Raw genomic sequence first — 17,540 nt, forward strand, 5'->3', positions numbered from 1 at the left:
AACCCTTCACATTTTAATTGAAAATAACGGGCTAATGTTTTTTATTTTTTTAGAAATATTAAATTTAAAAAAGGAGCAAAGAAATGAAAAGGCTTTTACAAATTTTTGCAACAATTGTTGTTGTTGGAACATCTATTGTTAGTGTTGTTGCTTGTGCAAAGAAATATATTTTTGATAGTAGCATTTGAGTCATCACTGATGGTGGAACCACAAGTGATCTTGCTTTTAACCAAGCAACATGAGAAGGTGCTAGTAAGTATGTTGTTTCAAGAGTAAACCCAACAACACCATTAGCACAATGAAAGAACTCAAAATGACGAGCAAGCTATTTTGAACCAGTTAGTCAAACTCCGGGAGATTTTAAAAGTGCTTATATTACTTCATCTATTGCTGGTGCAAAGACATTAGTGTTGCCTGGTTTTAATCATGGCAATACAATTGGTTGAGCAGCAGGTTTGGTTGATAATATTATTTATATTGATGGAAGTGGTCAAGGTGTTCATATTAATATGGATCCAAGTGGACCATTAGCAAAAAATATTATTGGCATTACTTATCAAGCAGAGGCGTCAGGGTTTTATGCGAGTTTAGCAGCAAGTATTTATTTGAATGCGCATCAAAAAGAATATGATAATCAATTAAAAATTGGAAGTTATGGTGGAATGGATAATCCAATTGCCGTTTCAAATTATATGTGAGGGTTTTTAGTTGGCGCTGATGTTTTTAATGCAATTATTAATTCGGTGCCAGGCGAAAAAATGAATTATTTAAAAGATGAAATTTTAAAGCAGGTTCAAGTTATTAATAGCAATATTACTAATTTACAACCAGTTGCTAAAGTTCAAAACGTTTTAAATAAAAATGAATCATGGTTTTCACAATCGTTTCAAGCTGGGGATGGGAAAATTATTAGTGATGAATTATTATCTCGTGGTGCTAAAATTATTTTTCCTGTTGCTGGTGCACAAGTTCAAGATACTGTTAATCAAATTAGGATTAATAAAATTAATGCAAAGATTGTTGGCGTTGATACTGAACAATCAAAAATTTATGGTGAAGATATTGTTGTAACAAGTGCATTAAAACAAATTTCAACCTCAACTTTTGATGCTTTAGAAAATATTTATTCATCAGAATGTGGTTATGATCCAAAAAATAATGATTGAAATGAAAATAATCGTACAAAAAATTGTTGAATTAATACTGACCAAAGTTCTATTGACCATCCATCATGAACGAGAATTGAAACAACAAAGTGAGTCAAAACAAACTTAGTTAATTTTTTGCATAATGTAACTGATGATCAGACAAAAAATACTTCGTTTGATAAAATGGTAAACGTATTGCAACAAGCATATAAGGATGGAATTGATAATCATCCTCCCATTGGAATGAATACTTTTTCTAGTACACTTCAAAATACTTATGAAAATCAAACAACATTGAAACAATATTTATTAACAGCAATTGAAAATGCTCTATAGTTAAATAAAATAAAGTTAAACTTGACTTAAATAAATTAGATTTGTTATATCAAATTATTTGTAATAAAATTAAAATTCTAATTGGAATGGCAAGGGTTTTTTGGACAAATTTTATATAGAGTAAAGATTTTTTGGATAGGTTACAATAACTTGGACCATATTTATGTAGACTGTAAAAAAATAAGCTAAAATTATTAGGAAAGCAGGAATATAAAAATGGCAAAAAACCAGTACACCGATGAATTCAAGAAACAAATCGTAATGTTATATAAAAATGGTAAAAGTAATATTGAAATTGTTAACGAATATAAAATTTCAAAGGCAGTTCTTTATCAATGAGTAAAAAAATTTGAGAATTCTGGTTCTTTTAAAGCTAAAGACAATCGCTCTGTTGAAGAAAATGAACTTATTCAGTTGCGAAAAGAAAACAAACAATTACGAATGGAAAATGATATTTTAAAGCAAGCAGCACTGATAATCGGCAAAAAGTAATATTAATTACTAACAATAAAGACAAATATTCAGTGAGGAAAATGTGTCAAATATTAAAAATAGCAAAATCAAAGTATTATTATCAAATTAATAAGATCACTAAAACTGAAATTAATATTTATGAAAATGAAGTTATCAGTGCATTTAAAGAAAGCTATAAAGTTTATGGTGCTAGAAAAATTAAAATTATTTTAGCAAGAAAGAACATTATTTTATCTCGACAAAAAATTAGAAGAATTATGGCAATAAATAATTTAGTATCAAAATATACTAAATTAAAATATCGCAATCATAAATCTCCTGTAAATAATGATCAAATTAGTAATATTCTAAATCGTGAGTTTAGTAATAAAAGACAAAATGAAGTTATTGTGAGCGATTTAACCTATGTTCAAGTTGGTTCAAAATGACATTATATTTGCTTACTAATTGATTTATTTAACCGTGAAGTAATTGGCTATAGCGCTGGAACAAATAAAACTGCTGAACTAGTTCAGCAGGCATTTTATAAAATAACATGACCACTAAATCAAATTAGGTTGTTTCATACAGATCGTGGTAATGAATTTAAAAATAAAATTATTGAAGAAATTTTAAGTGCAAAAGGTTGCCCTTACGATAACGCAGTAGCTGAAACAACCTATAAAGCTTTTAAAACTGAATTTATTAATGGTCGAAAATTTAAAAATTTAGAACAATTAAAGTTGGAACTATTTAATTTCATTAATTGATACAACAATATTCGAATTCATGGTAGTTTGAATTACTTAACTCCAGTTGAATTTAGAAATCAGAAGTCTACATAAAAAGTGTTCTAAAAAGTGTTGCCATTCCAATAAAAGAAAAAACAAGATTATATCTTGTTTTTAACTAAAAAGAATAAAAAATATTAGATCTTAATTTATTTAATTATCAGCAAGTAACAGGATAATACAATACCGATTAAAATTATAATGGTATTGATCGTATTTTTGCTAATGGTGGGGGCTATGATGGTACTTTTACTTTTGGCAAAGCAGTGTTTCATTATACGCCATTTTATCATTATGGTGATAAAACTACAGTCCAAAAAAATAATTGTAAATTACTAAGTAATTTACAATTATTAATTATGCTTTTTTTACCGAATTATTCTCATTATTGGTTGTAATATTTCCTGCTGCCAAATCAGATTTACCTTTAAAATCATAAGGCTTTTCAGTTCCTTTGAATAAACAAACAATATTTTGATGATGTTTAAAAATTAAGAAAATAGCACTTAAAGTAATAACAATATTAATTAATGCTAAACTATCATAATAATTATGATAATTAACATAATGTAAGTAATTCATTCAAACAACATGTGAATTCTGTAATAAATCACCATTAAAATTAATGATATCAATTCCACTTAATTGAGGAATTCAGCATAAAGCATCCGTAAATAAAGCAGCTAAAATTGAAGAAACAGAAACACGTTTTCAAATAAAGATTGTAGTTCATCATACGACAGTTGCAATTAAAAAATAGTAAGGATTAGTCATTCATAATAACCCCAAAAAAGAAGAAACTGTTTTCCCTCCTTTAAACTTATAATAAATTGGATATGAATGTCCAATTAAAACAAAAAAAGCTGGAATATAATAACTAGTTGACCCAAAATTAACACCGTTAATATTAATACAACTAATTCCAAACGCAATAAACATTGTTATTGTCACTTTTAACATGTCTAAAAACATAATCCCAAAACCTCATTTTTTGCCTAGGACACGACTAGTATTTGTGGCTCCAGCATTTTTTGAATGATATTTTCGAACATCAATTTTATAAAGGGTTTTACTAATAAAAATTGATCAACTAAAAGATCCAATTAAGTATCCAATAATTGCAGCAATTATTGTTCCTAGATATCCATATAATGTCATTTTGTCACCTCTCTTTTACTATTATATAGTATATTAGAAATAATTTTGTAAATAATTGTAAATAAAACTATTATAATATATGATAGTTATAGTGAAAATTAGAATTAAAAGGAATGATTAAAATATGAGTACAGAAAATAACACTTTAAAATATGATGAATCATCAATTCAAATTCTAGAAGGATTAGATGCTGTTCGGAAACGTCCTGGGATGTATATTGGGTCAACTGATGTACGTGGATTACATCATTTAGTATGAGAAATTGTTGATAATTCAATTGATGAAGCATTAGCCGGGTATTGTACTGAAATTAATGTTACTATTCATAAAAACAATGCCATTACCGTTCAAGACAATGGTCGTGGTGTGCCAACGGGAAAACATGTTTCGGGAAAATCAACCCCTGAAATTATTTTTTCAGTTCTTCATGCTGGGGGAAAATTTGGTGGTGACGGATATAAAACATCGGGAGGATTACATGGGGTTGGTTCTTCGGTTGTTAATGCCTTATCATCCGTTTTTGATGTTAAAATTTATCGTGATCAAAAAATTTGACATATTAAATTTGGTAATGGTGGTCAAGTAAAACAACCATTAACACAAATTGGGACAACAAATGAAACAGGAACAACGGTTACTTTTTTACCTGATTCAAAGATTTTTAAAGTAATTGATTTTTCTTTTTCAACAATTTCAGAACGAATTCGTGAATCAGCATTTTTAAATAGTGGGGTTAAAATTACGTTAACTGATGATCGCGCTGACAAAACAGTAGAATATTTATTTAATAATGGTTTAGAAGAATTCATCAGTTATATGAATGAAGGGGGGAAAAACATTACCCCAATTGTAATGATGAAAGGTCTCGAAAAGGAAATTGAAGTTGAAGTTGCTTTACAATATTCAACTGAATTTAATGAAAATTTACTTAGTTTTGCCAATAATGTTAAAACAAGTGAAGGAGGAAGTCATGTTGTTGGGTTCCGTAGCGGACTAACAAAAGTTATTAATGATTATGCGCGAAAAGAAGGATTATTAAAAGAAAAAGATAAAAACTTGGATTCAACCGATACTCGCGAGGGTTTAACAGCAATTATTTCCGTAAAAGTACCAGAAAGTTTAATTCAATATGAAGGACAAACAAAAGGAAAATTAGGAACTTATGATGCACGAACAGCGGTAGAAATAATTGTCACAAAACAATTTGGTTTTTGATTAACAGAAAATAAAACAAGTGCTTATGCCATTATTGAAAAGGCATTATTAGCACGAAATGTTCGTGAAGAAGCGCGAAAAGCTCGTGAAGCAGCACGAAACAATAAAAAACGGGGGAATAGTGATCGATTATTAACTGGAAAATTAACACCAGCCCAAAACCGGAATAAATTAAGCAATGAAATCTTTTTAGTGGAAGGAGATTCAGCCGGCGGAAGTGCAAAATTAGGACGTGATCGTCGTTTCCAAGCAATTTTACCGTTGCGAGGAAAAGTTATTAATGCTGAAAAAGCAAAAATGCAAGACTTAATGAATAATGAAGAAATTAATGTAATGATTAATGCCATTGGCGCTGGCGTTGGAAATGCCTTTGATATTGAAGATGCTAATTATGGGAAAGTTATTATTATGACCGATGCTGATACCGATGGGGCTCATATTCAAACATTATTATTAACATTCTTTTATCGTTATATGCGTCCATTAATTGAAAATCATCGTGTTTATATTGCCTTACCACCATTATTTAAAATTTTGAATACTAAAAATAAAAAAATTGATTATGCTTGAGATGAAAATGAATTGAAAACAAAACTAAGTACTTTAAAAGATAAGTTTGAATTACAACGTTACAAAGGATTAGGGGAAATGAATGCTGAACAGTTATGAGAAACAACAATGGACCCTGAAACACGCCAATTAATTTTAGTAACAATTGATGATGCTCTTATGGCTGAAAAACGAATTGTAACTTTAATGGGTGATGATGCTAGAAAACGAAAAGATTGAATTGATGAAAATGTTAAGTTTACGTTAGAAGATGATTTTCAACCAATTATCAATCGATAAGGGTGATGATGTTACTACCAGCAATTAAAACATTAATTACTGATTTGAATCAAACTAATGTCAAACTTAGTCACTGTCTTTAATTAGGTTAATTAATACGGTCAATGAACAAACATTAGAATATTTTCGAACATTATTATTGTTAACACATAACCAACAACTATTTATTTATCACAAGCAGTCAGATTGTTGAGCCTTAACAACCCTAGGACAAAAATTATTTTATCAGATTGATTATCCAAAATTTGTCATTAATCAGGACATGATGAAATTTAAATTAGAGAAAGGAATATAAACATGAGCAATAGTGAAAAGACAAATGAATTAATTTATACCTTAAATGATATTATGGCTGAACGTTTTGGTCGTTATGCAAAATATATTATTCAGGACCGTGCTTTGCCTGATGTTCGTGATGGTTTAAAACCAGTGCAGCGGCGAATTTTATTTGCTATGAATGAATTACGGTTAACTTTTAATAGTAGTTATAAAAAATCAGCACGGATTGTTGGAGAAGTAATTGGGAAGTATCATCCCCATGGTGATACTTCTGTTTATGATGCCATGGTTCGATTATCACAAAATTGAAAAGTACGTTATCCGTTAATTGATATGCATGGTAATAATGGTTCAATTGATGGTGACCCTGCTGCGGCAATGCGTTATACTGAAACACGGTTAAGTGAAATTTCATCATTTTTATTACAAGATCTTGATAAAAAAACAGTCGCTTTTGCTCCCAATTTTGATGATTCGGAACAAGAACCAGTTGTTTTACCTGCGTTATTTCCAAATTTATTAGTTAATGGTTCGACTGGAATTGCAGCTGGTTATGCCACAAATATTCCACCACATAATTTACATGAAATCATTGACGCAACAATTCATTTTATTACAAAACCAAAAAGTAAAATTACTGACTTAATAAAATATATTAAAGGTCCAGATTTTCCAACGGGTGGTATTATTCAAGGAAAAAATGGAATTTTAGAAGCCTATCAAACTGGAAAAGGAAAAATTATTATTCGAAGCAAAATTAAAAATGAGAATAATACCTTAGTTATTACTGAAATTCCATATGAAGTTGTTAAACAAGATTTAGTTAAAAAAATTGATGATATTAAATATAATGAACCGGGGTTAAATATTAAAGAAGTTCGTGATGAAACTGACCGTGAAGGATTGCGAATTGTTGTTGAACTAGGAAAACAAGCTAATTTTGAAATTGTTCGTAAATTCTTATTAAAAAATACTAATTTACAAATTTCATATAATTTTAATATTGTTGGAATTGCTAAAAAACAACCATTACAATTAGGATTAAAAGAAATCTTAACTTATTATGTTGAACATCAACATGAAGTTGTCACTAATCGATCACAATTTGAATTAGCTTGTGCTGAAAAACGTTTAGAGATTGTGGCAGGATTAATTAAAACAATTAGTATTTTAGATGAAGTTATTGCCACAATTCGCCACTCAAAGGACCGTACGGATGCGATAAATAATTTGGTTGCCAAATTTGCCTTTAGTAAAGTACAAGCAGAAGCTATTGTCCAATTACGTTTATATCGTTTAACTTCAACAGACATTTTACAATTAGAAGCAGAACAAAAAGAATTAATTGCCACAATCGCTAATTTAAAAGCAATTTTAAGTGATATTAATAAATTAAACCAGGTGATTATTCACCAATTAGAATTAATTAGAAAACGATTTCATAGTCCTCGTCGTAGTGTTATTGAAGATGAAATTGAAGCAATCGAACTTGAAAAGACAGAAACAATTATTGAAAAAGATTTAAATATTTGAGTTTCTCGTGATGGTTATTTAAAAGCGTTAGAAAATAACCAACTTGTAAAATTAACAACAGAAGAATTTAAACGTAAACCAGGTGATTTATGAATTGCTGATTTTCAAGCTAATAGTTTAGATAAAATTTTATTAATCACTTCAAAAGGAAATTATGTTATTATTCCCGTTTATAAAATTAAATCAGTTCGAATTAAAGATATTGGTGAACATGTTAACACTATTTCTGAATTACCTGGCGAAGAAAAAATTATTAGTGCCTTTTTACTAAACGACTTTAATAAACCAGAGCAATATATTATGTTAGCAACAAAAAATGGAATGATTAAAAAAACAGCAGTAAAAGATTTTGAAGCAACACGAATTAGTAAAACAATTAAAGCGATTAATCTAAAAGGTGATGATGAAGTTATTGCTAGCCAATTAGTTGATAAACATTCATTTGTTGTTATAACAACAGCAAATGGTTTTATTGTTAAATATAAGGCAAAAGAAATCCCAGCATTAGGATTACGAACAGCAGGAGTTAAATCAATTAATCTACGTGATGATACTGTTGTTGGGGCTGGCTATTGTAAAGAAGATAATCTTGTCTTAATTACAAATCTTAATACTGGTAAGAAAATTATAATAAAAGACTTACCAGTATCAACACGACCAGTTAAAGGAACAAGGATGTTTATAATTAATAAAAAAGTAACAGAATTGGTAAAATGAATTTTTATTGCAAAACCAAATGATACTTTACATATGTTAAATCAACAAGATGAAATTGTCTTATTTAATACCGATAAATTACATGTTCATAAATTAGATCGCACAACAGATGCATTAGGTTTTGAAAATATTGTTGATATTGTCATTCCACAATATTATAATTTAAAATTAATTCATTCTAAAAAGATGGTAGAACATCATGATGAAAAACCAACAAAAAATCATCTTTTTCATCATGGCCAGAAAAAGCAACATCATAATTTCAAAATAGTAGATAATATACCTAAAACAGTTAATTCCGTGGTTAATAAAACAGCTCCTGTCCAAGAAAGTAAGGAAAAAGAAAAAACATTAAACGATAGTACTAACGATGATGAAAGTCACCTCGTTATTGCAATAAACCCAGTTTTAGTGCCAAGTTTGGAGCCACCAGCAGAAAAAATAGATCCAATTTCTACTGATGAAACTACAATAAATTTATTAACGCCTGATATCCAAGAAAATCAAACAAAACCAGAACCTGAATTAAAAATTACTAAACCATCACAAAAGAAAAAGAAAAAATCAGTTCAAAAAAAAGCAAGTGTGAAACAAACATCAAAAGAACTACCAATAGTTACGAAGGAAAACGAACCAATCCTTGTTGAAACACAATTATCATCTTTTCCTTTGAAAACTTTTGGTAAGATTAAAACAACAGTTGATATCTTACTTGAGAAAAAAGAATTAGCAAAAGCACAAATAGCATTGAAAAAACAAGAAGAGGAAGAACAAAATAAACAGGTATTGAAAAACAAACCAGTTCAAAATGCTAATCAGAATATAAAACCAAATCTTGGCAAAACAGTTACTATTGTTGAAACTTTAATTAAAAAGAAAAACGATAAAGAAGCCGAAAGTAAAAACTTGGATCATTTATCACCAACAACATTAATCAAACAAGAACCATTACAAAAAGATGATTCTCGTTTAGCCCGATTAAAGGCCATTGAAAAAGCACCACCAGGAACAATCATTGTTGGATTAAAAGATGTTAAGACAAGTAATCAACAACAAACAATGCAAAAAGTTGATTTTACTAAACCAAAAAAGAAACAAATTGATAAAAATAAATTCAAAAAGGATTTGGAAATTGAGGAAACAAAAGAATTAAAAATAACAATGAATGATCTTCTTGATAAAAATAAAAAATAATAAAAATCAGTCAAATTATGACTGATTTTTATTATATAATTTTAATAATCTGATAAATAGAAATGGGAGCGATCAGAAATGGCTAATTTAACAGAAGACTTTTTAGTCAAAGGTGTTAATATCAATAAATTTTATCGCAAACAACATGTTTTAAAAAATGTTAATTTAACGGTTAAAACCGGCGATCGAATTGGAATTGTTGGCCCAAATGGAACTGGAAAAACAACTTTATGTGAAATTTTAGCACAACTTCGTCGTGTTTCGGATGGGACTAGTGAAAAGAAATTTGGTGTTCGCATTGGGATGCAATTACAAGAATCAAAATATCCAAAAGGAGTTACTGGTTATAATATTTTAAATTTATATTTAAAAGCTTATAATTTATTTATTTCACCAAATGAAATTTATCAATTGTTATTAGACTTACAAATAGAAAAAATAATGAATAAAGATATTACTAAATTATCTGGTGGACAACAACAAAAAATTAATATTTTATTAGCCTTAATTATTGAACCAGACTTAATTATTCTTGATGAATTAGCAACGGGATTAGATTTAGAAATTAAAGATAAAATATATGAGATATTAAGTACCTTTTTAGCAAATCAAGATAAAGCATTATTATTAATCTCACATAATATGGAAGAAATTGAGAAATTTTGTGACACTTTAATTTTTATGATTGATGGCGAAATTATAAAAATATCAAAAGTTGATGAAATTATTGCTGAATATGGTAATGTTGAAAAATTTGTTAAAGATCAATTTAAAGAATATCAAATTGGTGCTTACAATCAAAATTATAGAACAGGAGCAATAGAAAATGACAAATGAGCAAAAAACTGAGCAAAATACATCGATAAAAACAAAAAATAATTGCTTAGTTAGTGAAAAAATTAATTTATTTTCACTATATAGTTTTTTTCTAAATTATTTACGCCGCCAAAAATTAGTTCTGGCTTTTGCCATTGTTATTATTCCAATTGGAATTCTTTGTCAAGCAATTTTTGCTAATCGTCATGGTCCAGAAGTAATGGCTTTATCAATTGGAATTACTTTTATTGCAACTGGTGCTAGTGTTGCAATGTATATGATGATGGGATTTTTAATTGATTTAAAAATGTCTGTTGTTTATAAACGAATTGGGCTATTAGGTATTAAGCCTTTTGGATTTATTGTTATTGTTTATGCCTATTGTTTTACTTTGGTATTAATTGCTGATTTGTTAGTGTTAATTGCTAGTTTTATTATTACTGCTGCTTTAAAAATTGATTTTGGAGAGATTTATAATTTTGTTATTTTTCTCTTTTTCTTTATCTCAATTTTTATTACTGCTCTTGCAGTTAGTTTAATGATGATTGCTGTCATTTTAATAAATTCACGAACTGTGCAATCATTAGTGACAGGAATTTTTAGTATTTTGTTCGTTGGAGGATCATTTATTATCGCAGCTTTTATTCCAGCTTTATTTGGTAGCAATTATAAGCACGCTTTATTATCCTTAACTGGTTTAAGTATTAGTTTGGGAATTATTTTAGGATCAATCCTTATAACAGGACTTTTAACATGGTTAATTATTAGGATTTTTCGATGAGATAATTAAAATATTGCAAAAAAAGAAGTCAAAATTAATTGGCAAAAGGAAATTATTTTGCTATGATATATTTGTTGCAAAATTTAGCAAAGAATTATGTTTAAACAGAAAAGAGGAGTAAGTAAATGCGCGAAGGAATAATTTTACGTTGTGAACAATGTAAAGAAGAAAACTATATTGCAAAACGTGATAAAAAGAAACAACAAGAAAAATTAGAAGTAAAAAAATATTGTTCAAAATGTAACCAACATACTTTACATAAAGAAAAAAAATAGTTCCTTATCAGGTGCTATTTTTTTATGCCATTAGGATTAGATAATTTTGTGTTATGATTATTAAGAGTAAAATTTAATGTAAAAAAGGATAAAATTTTACAGATGATTTTAATAACCAAAAATTTTAAATAGAAATAATCAATAAGGGGTAAGAGATAATGATTCGACGCGCAACAATCTTAGATTAAAAACAAATTGAAGAATTAGGACAAAAAGCATTGAGTAAAATTAGCATTGAGGACTATAGTTTGTTACAACAGACAGCAATTTTACAACAATGACAAAACGAAGATTTTTGTAAAGTGTTAAGTGAAGAAGAAGGTTATTTTATTGTCTTTGACAATAAAATTTTAGCTGCAAAAAAATGTTGCAACAATTAGAAACAGCTGCACAAGCAAATGGTTTTTTAGATCTTACTGTTGATGCTTATTTGCCAACAGTAGCTTTTTTTTCAAAAACATCATTATAGTGCCATTAAAAAGAATTTACACCTGTCTCAAAACCAAGAGTGGAATGGCAACACTTTTTAGGACACTTTTTATGTAGACTTCTGATTTCTAAATTCAACTGGAGTTAAATAATTCAAACTACCATGAATTCGAATATTGTTGTATCAATTAATGAAATTAAATAGTTCCAACTTTAATTGTTCTAAATTTTTAAATTTTCGACCATTAATAAATTCAGTTTTAAAAGCTTTATAGGTTGTTTCAGCTACTGCGTTATCGTAAGGGCAACCTTTTGCACTTAATGATCTTTTAATATTAAATGTTAATAAAATTTCTTCAATAATTTTATTTTTAAATTCATTACCACGATCTGTATGAAACAACCTAATTTGATTTAGTGGTCGTGTTATTTTATAAAATGCCTGCTGAACTAGTTCAGCAGTTTTATTTGTTCCAGCGCTATAGCCAATTACTTCACGGTTAAATAAATCAATTAGTAAGCAAATATAATGTCATTTTGAACCAACTTGAACATAGGTTAAATCGCTCACAATAACTTCATTTTGTCTTTTATTACTAAACTCACGATTTAGAATATTACTATTTTGATCATTATTTACAGGAGATTTATGATTGCGATATTTTAATTTAGTATATTTTGATACTAAATTATTTATTGCCATAATTCTTCTAATTTTTTGTCGAGATAAAATAATGTTCTTTCTTGCTAAAATAATTTTAATTTTTCTAGCACCATAAACTTTATAGCTTTCTTTAAATGTACTGATAACTTCATTTTCATAAATATTAATTTCAGTTTTAGTGATCTTATTAATTTGATAATAATACTTTGATTTTGCTATCTTTAATATTTGACACATTTTCCTCACTGAATATTTGTCTTTATTGTTAGTAATTAATATTACTTTTTGCCGATTATCAGTGCTGCTTGCTTTAAAATATCATTTTCCATTCGTAATTGTTTGTTTTCTTTTCGCAACTGAATAAGTTCATTTTCTTCAACAGAGCGATTGTCTTTAGCTTTAAAAGAACCAGAATTCTCATTTTTTTACTCATTGATAAAGAACTGCCTTTGAAATTTTATATTCGTTAACAATTTCAATATTACTTTTACCATTTTTATATAACATTACGATTTGTTTCTTGAATTCATCGGTGTACTGGTTTTTTGCCATTTTTATATTCCTGCTTTCCTAATAATTTTAACTTATTTTTTTACAGTCTACATAAATATGGTCCAAGTTATTGTAACCTATCCACTCTGTATAAATTATTTTAAATAGAAAGGAGAAATAAAATATCGAAGAAATAATAAATTCATTTTTCTATTTAATAAATTCATTTTTTACAAACGTGATACCATCTATTTTTTGCTTATCATGAATGGTATCACCAATTAAAACAATTATTTCAATAATAATAGTTTTAATAACAACTTTTAACTTTATTATTTGAATTTTTAATAAATTAACAAATTTATAAATATTTTATACAGAGAGAAAACCATAATAATACCTTAAATATCACATAAAAAACTAGTGTGCCTTAGTTTCTTTAAACAGGATTTTTCATCTTGTTAACTTTGTAGACAGTGTATAATGCAAAAATAAATAACAAAATTATTTATTCAATTCACATAAAAGCTAGTGTGCCACTGAAAAATACTATTTAATTTTTAATAATATTTATTAAAATATAAAATTAATAATTTATAATTAATGGATAGGTTACAATAACTTGGACCATATTTATGTAGACTGTAAAAAAATAAGCTAAAATTATTAGGAAAGCAGGAATATAAAAATGGCAAAAAACCAGTACACCGATGAATTCAAGAAACAAATCGTAATGTTATATAAAAATGGTAAAAGTAATATTGAAATTGTTAACGAATATAAAATTTCAAAGGCAGTTCTTTATCAATGAGTAAAAAAATGAGAATTCTGGTTCTTTTAAAGCTAAAGACAATCGCTCTGTTGAAGAAAATGAACTTATTCAGTTGCGAAAAGAAAACAAACAATTACGAATGGAAAATGATATTTTAAAGCAAGCAGCACTGATAATCGGCAAAAAGTAATATTAATTACTAACAATAAAGACAAATATTCAGTGAGGAAAATGTGTCAAATATTAAAGATAGCAAAATCAAAGTATTATTATCAAATTAATAAGATCACTAAAACTGAAATTAATATTTATGAAAATGAAGTTATCAGTACATTTAAAGAAAGCTATAAAGTTTATGGTGCTAGAAAAATTAAAATTATTTTAGCAAGAAAGAACATTATTTTATCTCGACAAAAAATTAGAAGAATTATGGCAATAAATAATTTAGTATCAAAATATACTAAATTAAAATATCGCAATCATAAATCTCCTGTAAATAATGATCAAAATAGTAATATTCTAAATCGTGAGTTTAGTAATAAAAGACAAAATGAAGTTATTGTGAGCGATTTAACCTATGTTCAAGTTGGTTCAAAATGACATTATATTTGCTTACTAATTGATTTATTTAACCGTGAAGTAATTGGCTATAGCGCTGGAACAAATAAAACTGCTGAACTAGTTCAGCAGGCATTTTATAAAATAACATGACCACTAAATTAAATTAGGTTGTTTCATACAGATCGTGGTAATGAATTTAAAAATAAAATTATTGAAGAAATTTTATTAACATTTAATATTTAAAGATCATTAAGTGCAAAAGGTTGCCCTTACGATAACGCAGTAGCTGAAACAACCTATAAAGCTTTTAAAACTGAATTTATTAATGGTCGAAAATTTAAAAATTTAGAACAATTAAAGTTGGAACTATTTAATTTCATTAATTGATACAACAATATTCGAATTCATGGTAGTTTGAATTACTTAACTCCAGTTGAATTTAGAAATCAGAAGTCTACATAAAAAGTGTCCTAAAAAGTGTTGCCATTCCAACTTAGTTTTTATGGAAATTGGTGGGAATGATTTATTTCAATTAATTGATACTACTGATCCCTAGACAGAGTTGGCATTAATGGAACAAAGTGTTGAACGTGTTCAAGAAGCCTTATTTACTTTATTAAATAATGGGATTCGAAAAATTATTTTTTCTGATGCGCCAAACGTTAGTTTAGTACCACGATATGTTAATAGTTCTCCTAAACTAAAACAACGGGCAAATGATCTTTCAACAGAATTTCATTTCCGGGTTAAGAATGTGATTGAAGTAGCTAATCGTTATTATGAACATGCTGTGCGTGAATGAGGATTGTATAATAATTTACCAGTTTTAATGGAAGAATTTAAAACTAAGCAGGCACAAGCAGAACTTAAGGTTAATTTTAATACCTTAGATATGGATTTTATGAATATTTTAGCAACAGGTCTTTTGAATGCGAAACGAAATGTTAATATCCCCGTGGATGCAAATATTAATAATTATTTCTTTTTTGATAATGTTCATCCAACTAGTAAAGTTCACCAGTTAGCAATGGAGCATTATTATGCGATGGTAAAGGGGTGAACATAAGATGAAGAAGTTATTAGCATATTTAGGGACCATTTCGTTATTAACAACTTCAACGGTGCCAGTTGTTGCTTGTACAAATTGATGAAATTATTAATTCAAATGTTTATCATTCACAAACTAGTTTGTTGGCTTTAAATAGTCAAATTGCTAAAGTTGCTTATATTAGTAATGAAAATAAGTATGATTTTAATTACTTAATGAATAATTTTGTTCAACCAATGTATTTAAAAGATTTGCCACAACAACCTGATGAAATTGAAAATCTCCATGACTATAATCGTTATGCTGAATTGTTTAACCGTTATTATGATGAAAGTTATTTAAAAAATGATTTAACAACTAACTTAGTTTTAACAAATACTGTTAAACCTGAGAGTGCAAATAGCACAATCAATCAAATTGCATCATTGGGATCAACAGTTTTAGACATGATTGCGAAACAAGGTTTAGCGGGGGTTTTATCATTAGTTGTTGATGGAAACTTATTGTCAGAGTTTTTATCACCAACAATCTTAAGATTTGCAAATGATTTATTAAATCAAAATACGTTACTTGCCTTTCGTGATGCTTTCGATGATTCAATTTATAAAAATATGAATTATCAAGAGGTTTTAACTTCAGGGGTGATTGGTCTTATTAATGCTGTTAATGAATTAACCGGCCAAAAAGAACGATTTGATTATAAAGATAAAGAAAATCTGCAAGCAGATGCCACAAATTATCTTGATGCGTTAAATCAATTTGGAACAACAATTGTTGATGTAATGAATGGTAAAATTGGTTTTAAATTTAATATATTTAATAATTTAACAGCAATTGGTGAAGTTATTCGGTTTGTTCGGATTGTCTTAACTTATCTTGATCAATTTGATTCAGCAAAAAGTCCAACTTGAGCAGAAATCAATACTGTTCGAACAACAACTTATAAGTTAAATTCAAAAATTGATTTTAAAAAAATTCTTAATGATTTATCAGTTAGATTAACTAGTACTAATGGTGAAGGATTACGTAGTTTAATTGCAATTTTATTTCAAAGTTCTGAACATCATCAGATTAAATCAAATCCTTTCGCTAATCTTGGTTTTTTATCAAAGGAAGATTTGACTCCATCGGGACTATCAGCGATTGGAAAAATTTTAATTAATAAATATATGCCGCTTGAAATACTTGGTTCTATTAAAGTTTATCTTGGTAATGTCGTATGAGACTTGATCAATACTATTTCAGCAAAAGAAACGTTAGATGATATGGTGGCGTTTTTAAACAATAAGTTAATAGCTGACAAACTTCCAGAGAGTATTAAACCAGTGATTGACAAAATCAAAACTGATTTTGTTGCAATTAAAGATTTATTTACAGCATTATATCAAGGTGACATTTTAGGTGATATTTTCAAAATGTTATTACCAGATTCACCGTTAAGTAATGTTAAAAATTTAAAAGCAATGTTAAATGACCCGTTACAAAATTGAATGCCAGCAAATCAGTTTACAAATATTATTGGCGAAAAAAGTATAGTTGAGGTTGTGACAGATTTAAATCAAGCAATTACCACACCAGCCTTTATTAATGCTCAAGATGTTTATCAGCTATTTAATAGTTTTTTAACCCCAACAACCAATAATTCCTATCTCTTAAAAGATGTCTTGTTAAATCCAGATGAGTTTTTTGCCATTTTAGGATTTAAGAACAACGTAATTGTTGATAAAACACCATTATTTTATTTAAAAGGTATTTTAGAAAACATTATGGGAATTAAAGGAGCATTTAAAGTAATAAATAAATATATTGATGATTTTAATGTTAATCAACAAAAATTAGCAGCAATAATCCAACAAACATTTGATGCTTTACAAGTAGAGGTATTATCACAAACAGTTGACAATGTTTTTGAATATGAAATTAATAATAAGATTATTAAGATTGTTGTTAAATTGCAACATGATAAGTATCTTATCAATGAAATTACAATGAATTAAAACATTTGAAAAGTTATTCTTTTCCTTTAAA

General features: G+C 27.7%; 12 protein-coding genes and 2 pseudogenes. 12 read left to right on the forward strand and 2 right to left on the reverse strand.

Translation table 4 applies throughout. From position 1 onward, the window contains the following. The first annotated feature begins 83 nt into the window (after positions 1-83). Positions 84-1,484, forward strand: a complete 1,401-nt coding sequence (locus ACOBWH_RS03925) for a BMP family ABC transporter substrate-binding protein (RefSeq protein ID WP_424527240.1) — start codon at positions 84-86, stop codon at positions 1,482-1,484. Between the two features lie 216 nt (positions 1,485-1,700). Beyond that, a protein-coding gene (locus ACOBWH_RS03930; protein WP_424525752.1) for an IS3 family transposase occupies positions 1,701-2,782 on the forward strand; the annotation gives its coding sequence in 2 pieces (ribosomal slippage) (positions 1,701-1,941 and positions 1,941-2,782; 1,083 coding nt in all). Between the two features lie 303 nt (positions 2,783-3,085). Here the strand turns inward: ACOBWH_RS03930 and plsY are convergent. Then, positions 3,086-3,886 (reverse strand): glycerol-3-phosphate 1-O-acyltransferase PlsY, encoded by an 801-nt coding sequence (gene plsY, locus ACOBWH_RS03935; protein WP_424527242.1) that lies wholly within the window; start codon positions 3,884-3,886, stop codon positions 3,086-3,088. A gap of 124 nt (positions 3,887-4,010) precedes the next feature. Between plsY and parE the strand changes: the two genes are divergently transcribed. The 6 genes from parE (at position 4,011) to ACOBWH_RS03965 (ending at position 11,926) form a co-directional block, all read left to right on the forward strand. After that, positions 4,011-5,951 carry a DNA topoisomerase IV subunit B gene (parE, locus tag ACOBWH_RS03940; RefSeq protein ID WP_424527244.1) on the forward strand — a complete coding sequence of 647 codons (1,941 nt, stop codon included), beginning with the start codon at positions 4,011-4,013 and terminating at the stop codon, positions 5,949-5,951. Positions 5,952-6,248: 297 nt separating this feature from the next. After that, positions 6,249-9,674 carry a DNA topoisomerase IV subunit A gene (parC, locus tag ACOBWH_RS03945; protein ID WP_424527246.1) on the forward strand — a complete coding sequence of 1,142 codons (3,426 nt, stop codon included), beginning with the start codon at positions 6,249-6,251 and terminating at the stop codon, positions 9,672-9,674. Between the two features lie 78 nt (positions 9,675-9,752). Beyond that, entirely contained in the window at positions 9,753-10,553 is an 801-nt protein-coding gene (locus ACOBWH_RS03950) for an ATP-binding cassette domain-containing protein (protein WP_424527248.1), read from the forward strand. Then, positions 10,501-11,280: a hypothetical protein gene (locus ACOBWH_RS03955; RefSeq protein ID WP_424527250.1), complete on the forward strand. Its 780-nt coding sequence runs from the start codon at positions 10,501-10,503 to the stop codon at positions 11,278-11,280. The genes ACOBWH_RS03950 and ACOBWH_RS03955 overlap by 53 nt, the downstream gene beginning before the upstream one ends. 116 nt (positions 11,281-11,396) lie before the next feature. After that, positions 11,397-11,546 carry a 50S ribosomal protein L33 gene (gene rpmG / locus ACOBWH_RS03960; RefSeq protein WP_070406773.1) on the forward strand — a complete coding sequence of 50 codons (150 nt, stop codon included), beginning with the start codon at positions 11,397-11,399 and terminating at the stop codon, positions 11,544-11,546. Between the two features lie 218 nt (positions 11,547-11,764). After that, on the forward strand, positions 11,765-11,926 hold the full coding sequence (locus tag ACOBWH_RS03965) for a hypothetical protein (RefSeq protein ID WP_424527252.1): 162 nt from the start codon (positions 11,765-11,767) through the stop codon (positions 11,924-11,926). A 158-nt stretch (positions 11,927-12,084) separates the two neighbouring features. Here the strand turns inward: ACOBWH_RS03965 and ACOBWH_RS03970 are convergent. Then, a pseudogene (locus tag ACOBWH_RS03970) lies at positions 12,085-13,191 on the reverse strand (IS3 family transposase). A 628-nt stretch (positions 13,192-13,819) separates the two neighbouring features. Between ACOBWH_RS03970 and ACOBWH_RS03975 the strand changes: the two are divergent. The 4 genes and pseudogenes from ACOBWH_RS03975 to ACOBWH_RS03990 all read left to right on the forward strand — a co-directional run bounded on the left by ACOBWH_RS03975 (position 13,820) and on the right by ACOBWH_RS03990 (position 17,509). Continuing rightward, positions 13,820-14,926 (forward strand): annotated as a pseudogene (locus ACOBWH_RS03975) (IS3 family transposase). Between the two features lie 109 nt (positions 14,927-15,035). Then, a complete protein-coding gene (locus ACOBWH_RS03980) occupies positions 15,036-15,530 on the forward strand; it encodes a hypothetical protein (RefSeq protein ID WP_424527254.1) in 495 nt (164 codons plus the stop codon). 1 nt (position 15,531) lies between these two features. Then, complete coding sequence (locus ACOBWH_RS03985) at positions 15,532-15,624, forward strand: lipoprotein (RefSeq protein WP_424527256.1); 93 nt, start codon at positions 15,532-15,534, stop codon at positions 15,622-15,624. After that, a complete protein-coding gene (locus tag ACOBWH_RS03990; protein ID WP_424527258.1) occupies positions 15,596-17,509 on the forward strand; it encodes an MOLPALP family lipoprotein in 1,914 nt (637 codons plus the stop codon). The genes ACOBWH_RS03985 and ACOBWH_RS03990 overlap by 29 nt, the downstream gene beginning before the upstream one ends. Positions 17,510-17,540: the final 31 nt, after the last annotated feature.

Origin of the sequence: Spiroplasma endosymbiont of Glossina fuscipes fuscipes (assembly GCF_049669535.1) — a bacterium.
GTDB lineage: Bacteria > Bacillota_I > Bacilli_A > Mycoplasmatales > Mycoplasmataceae > Spiroplasma.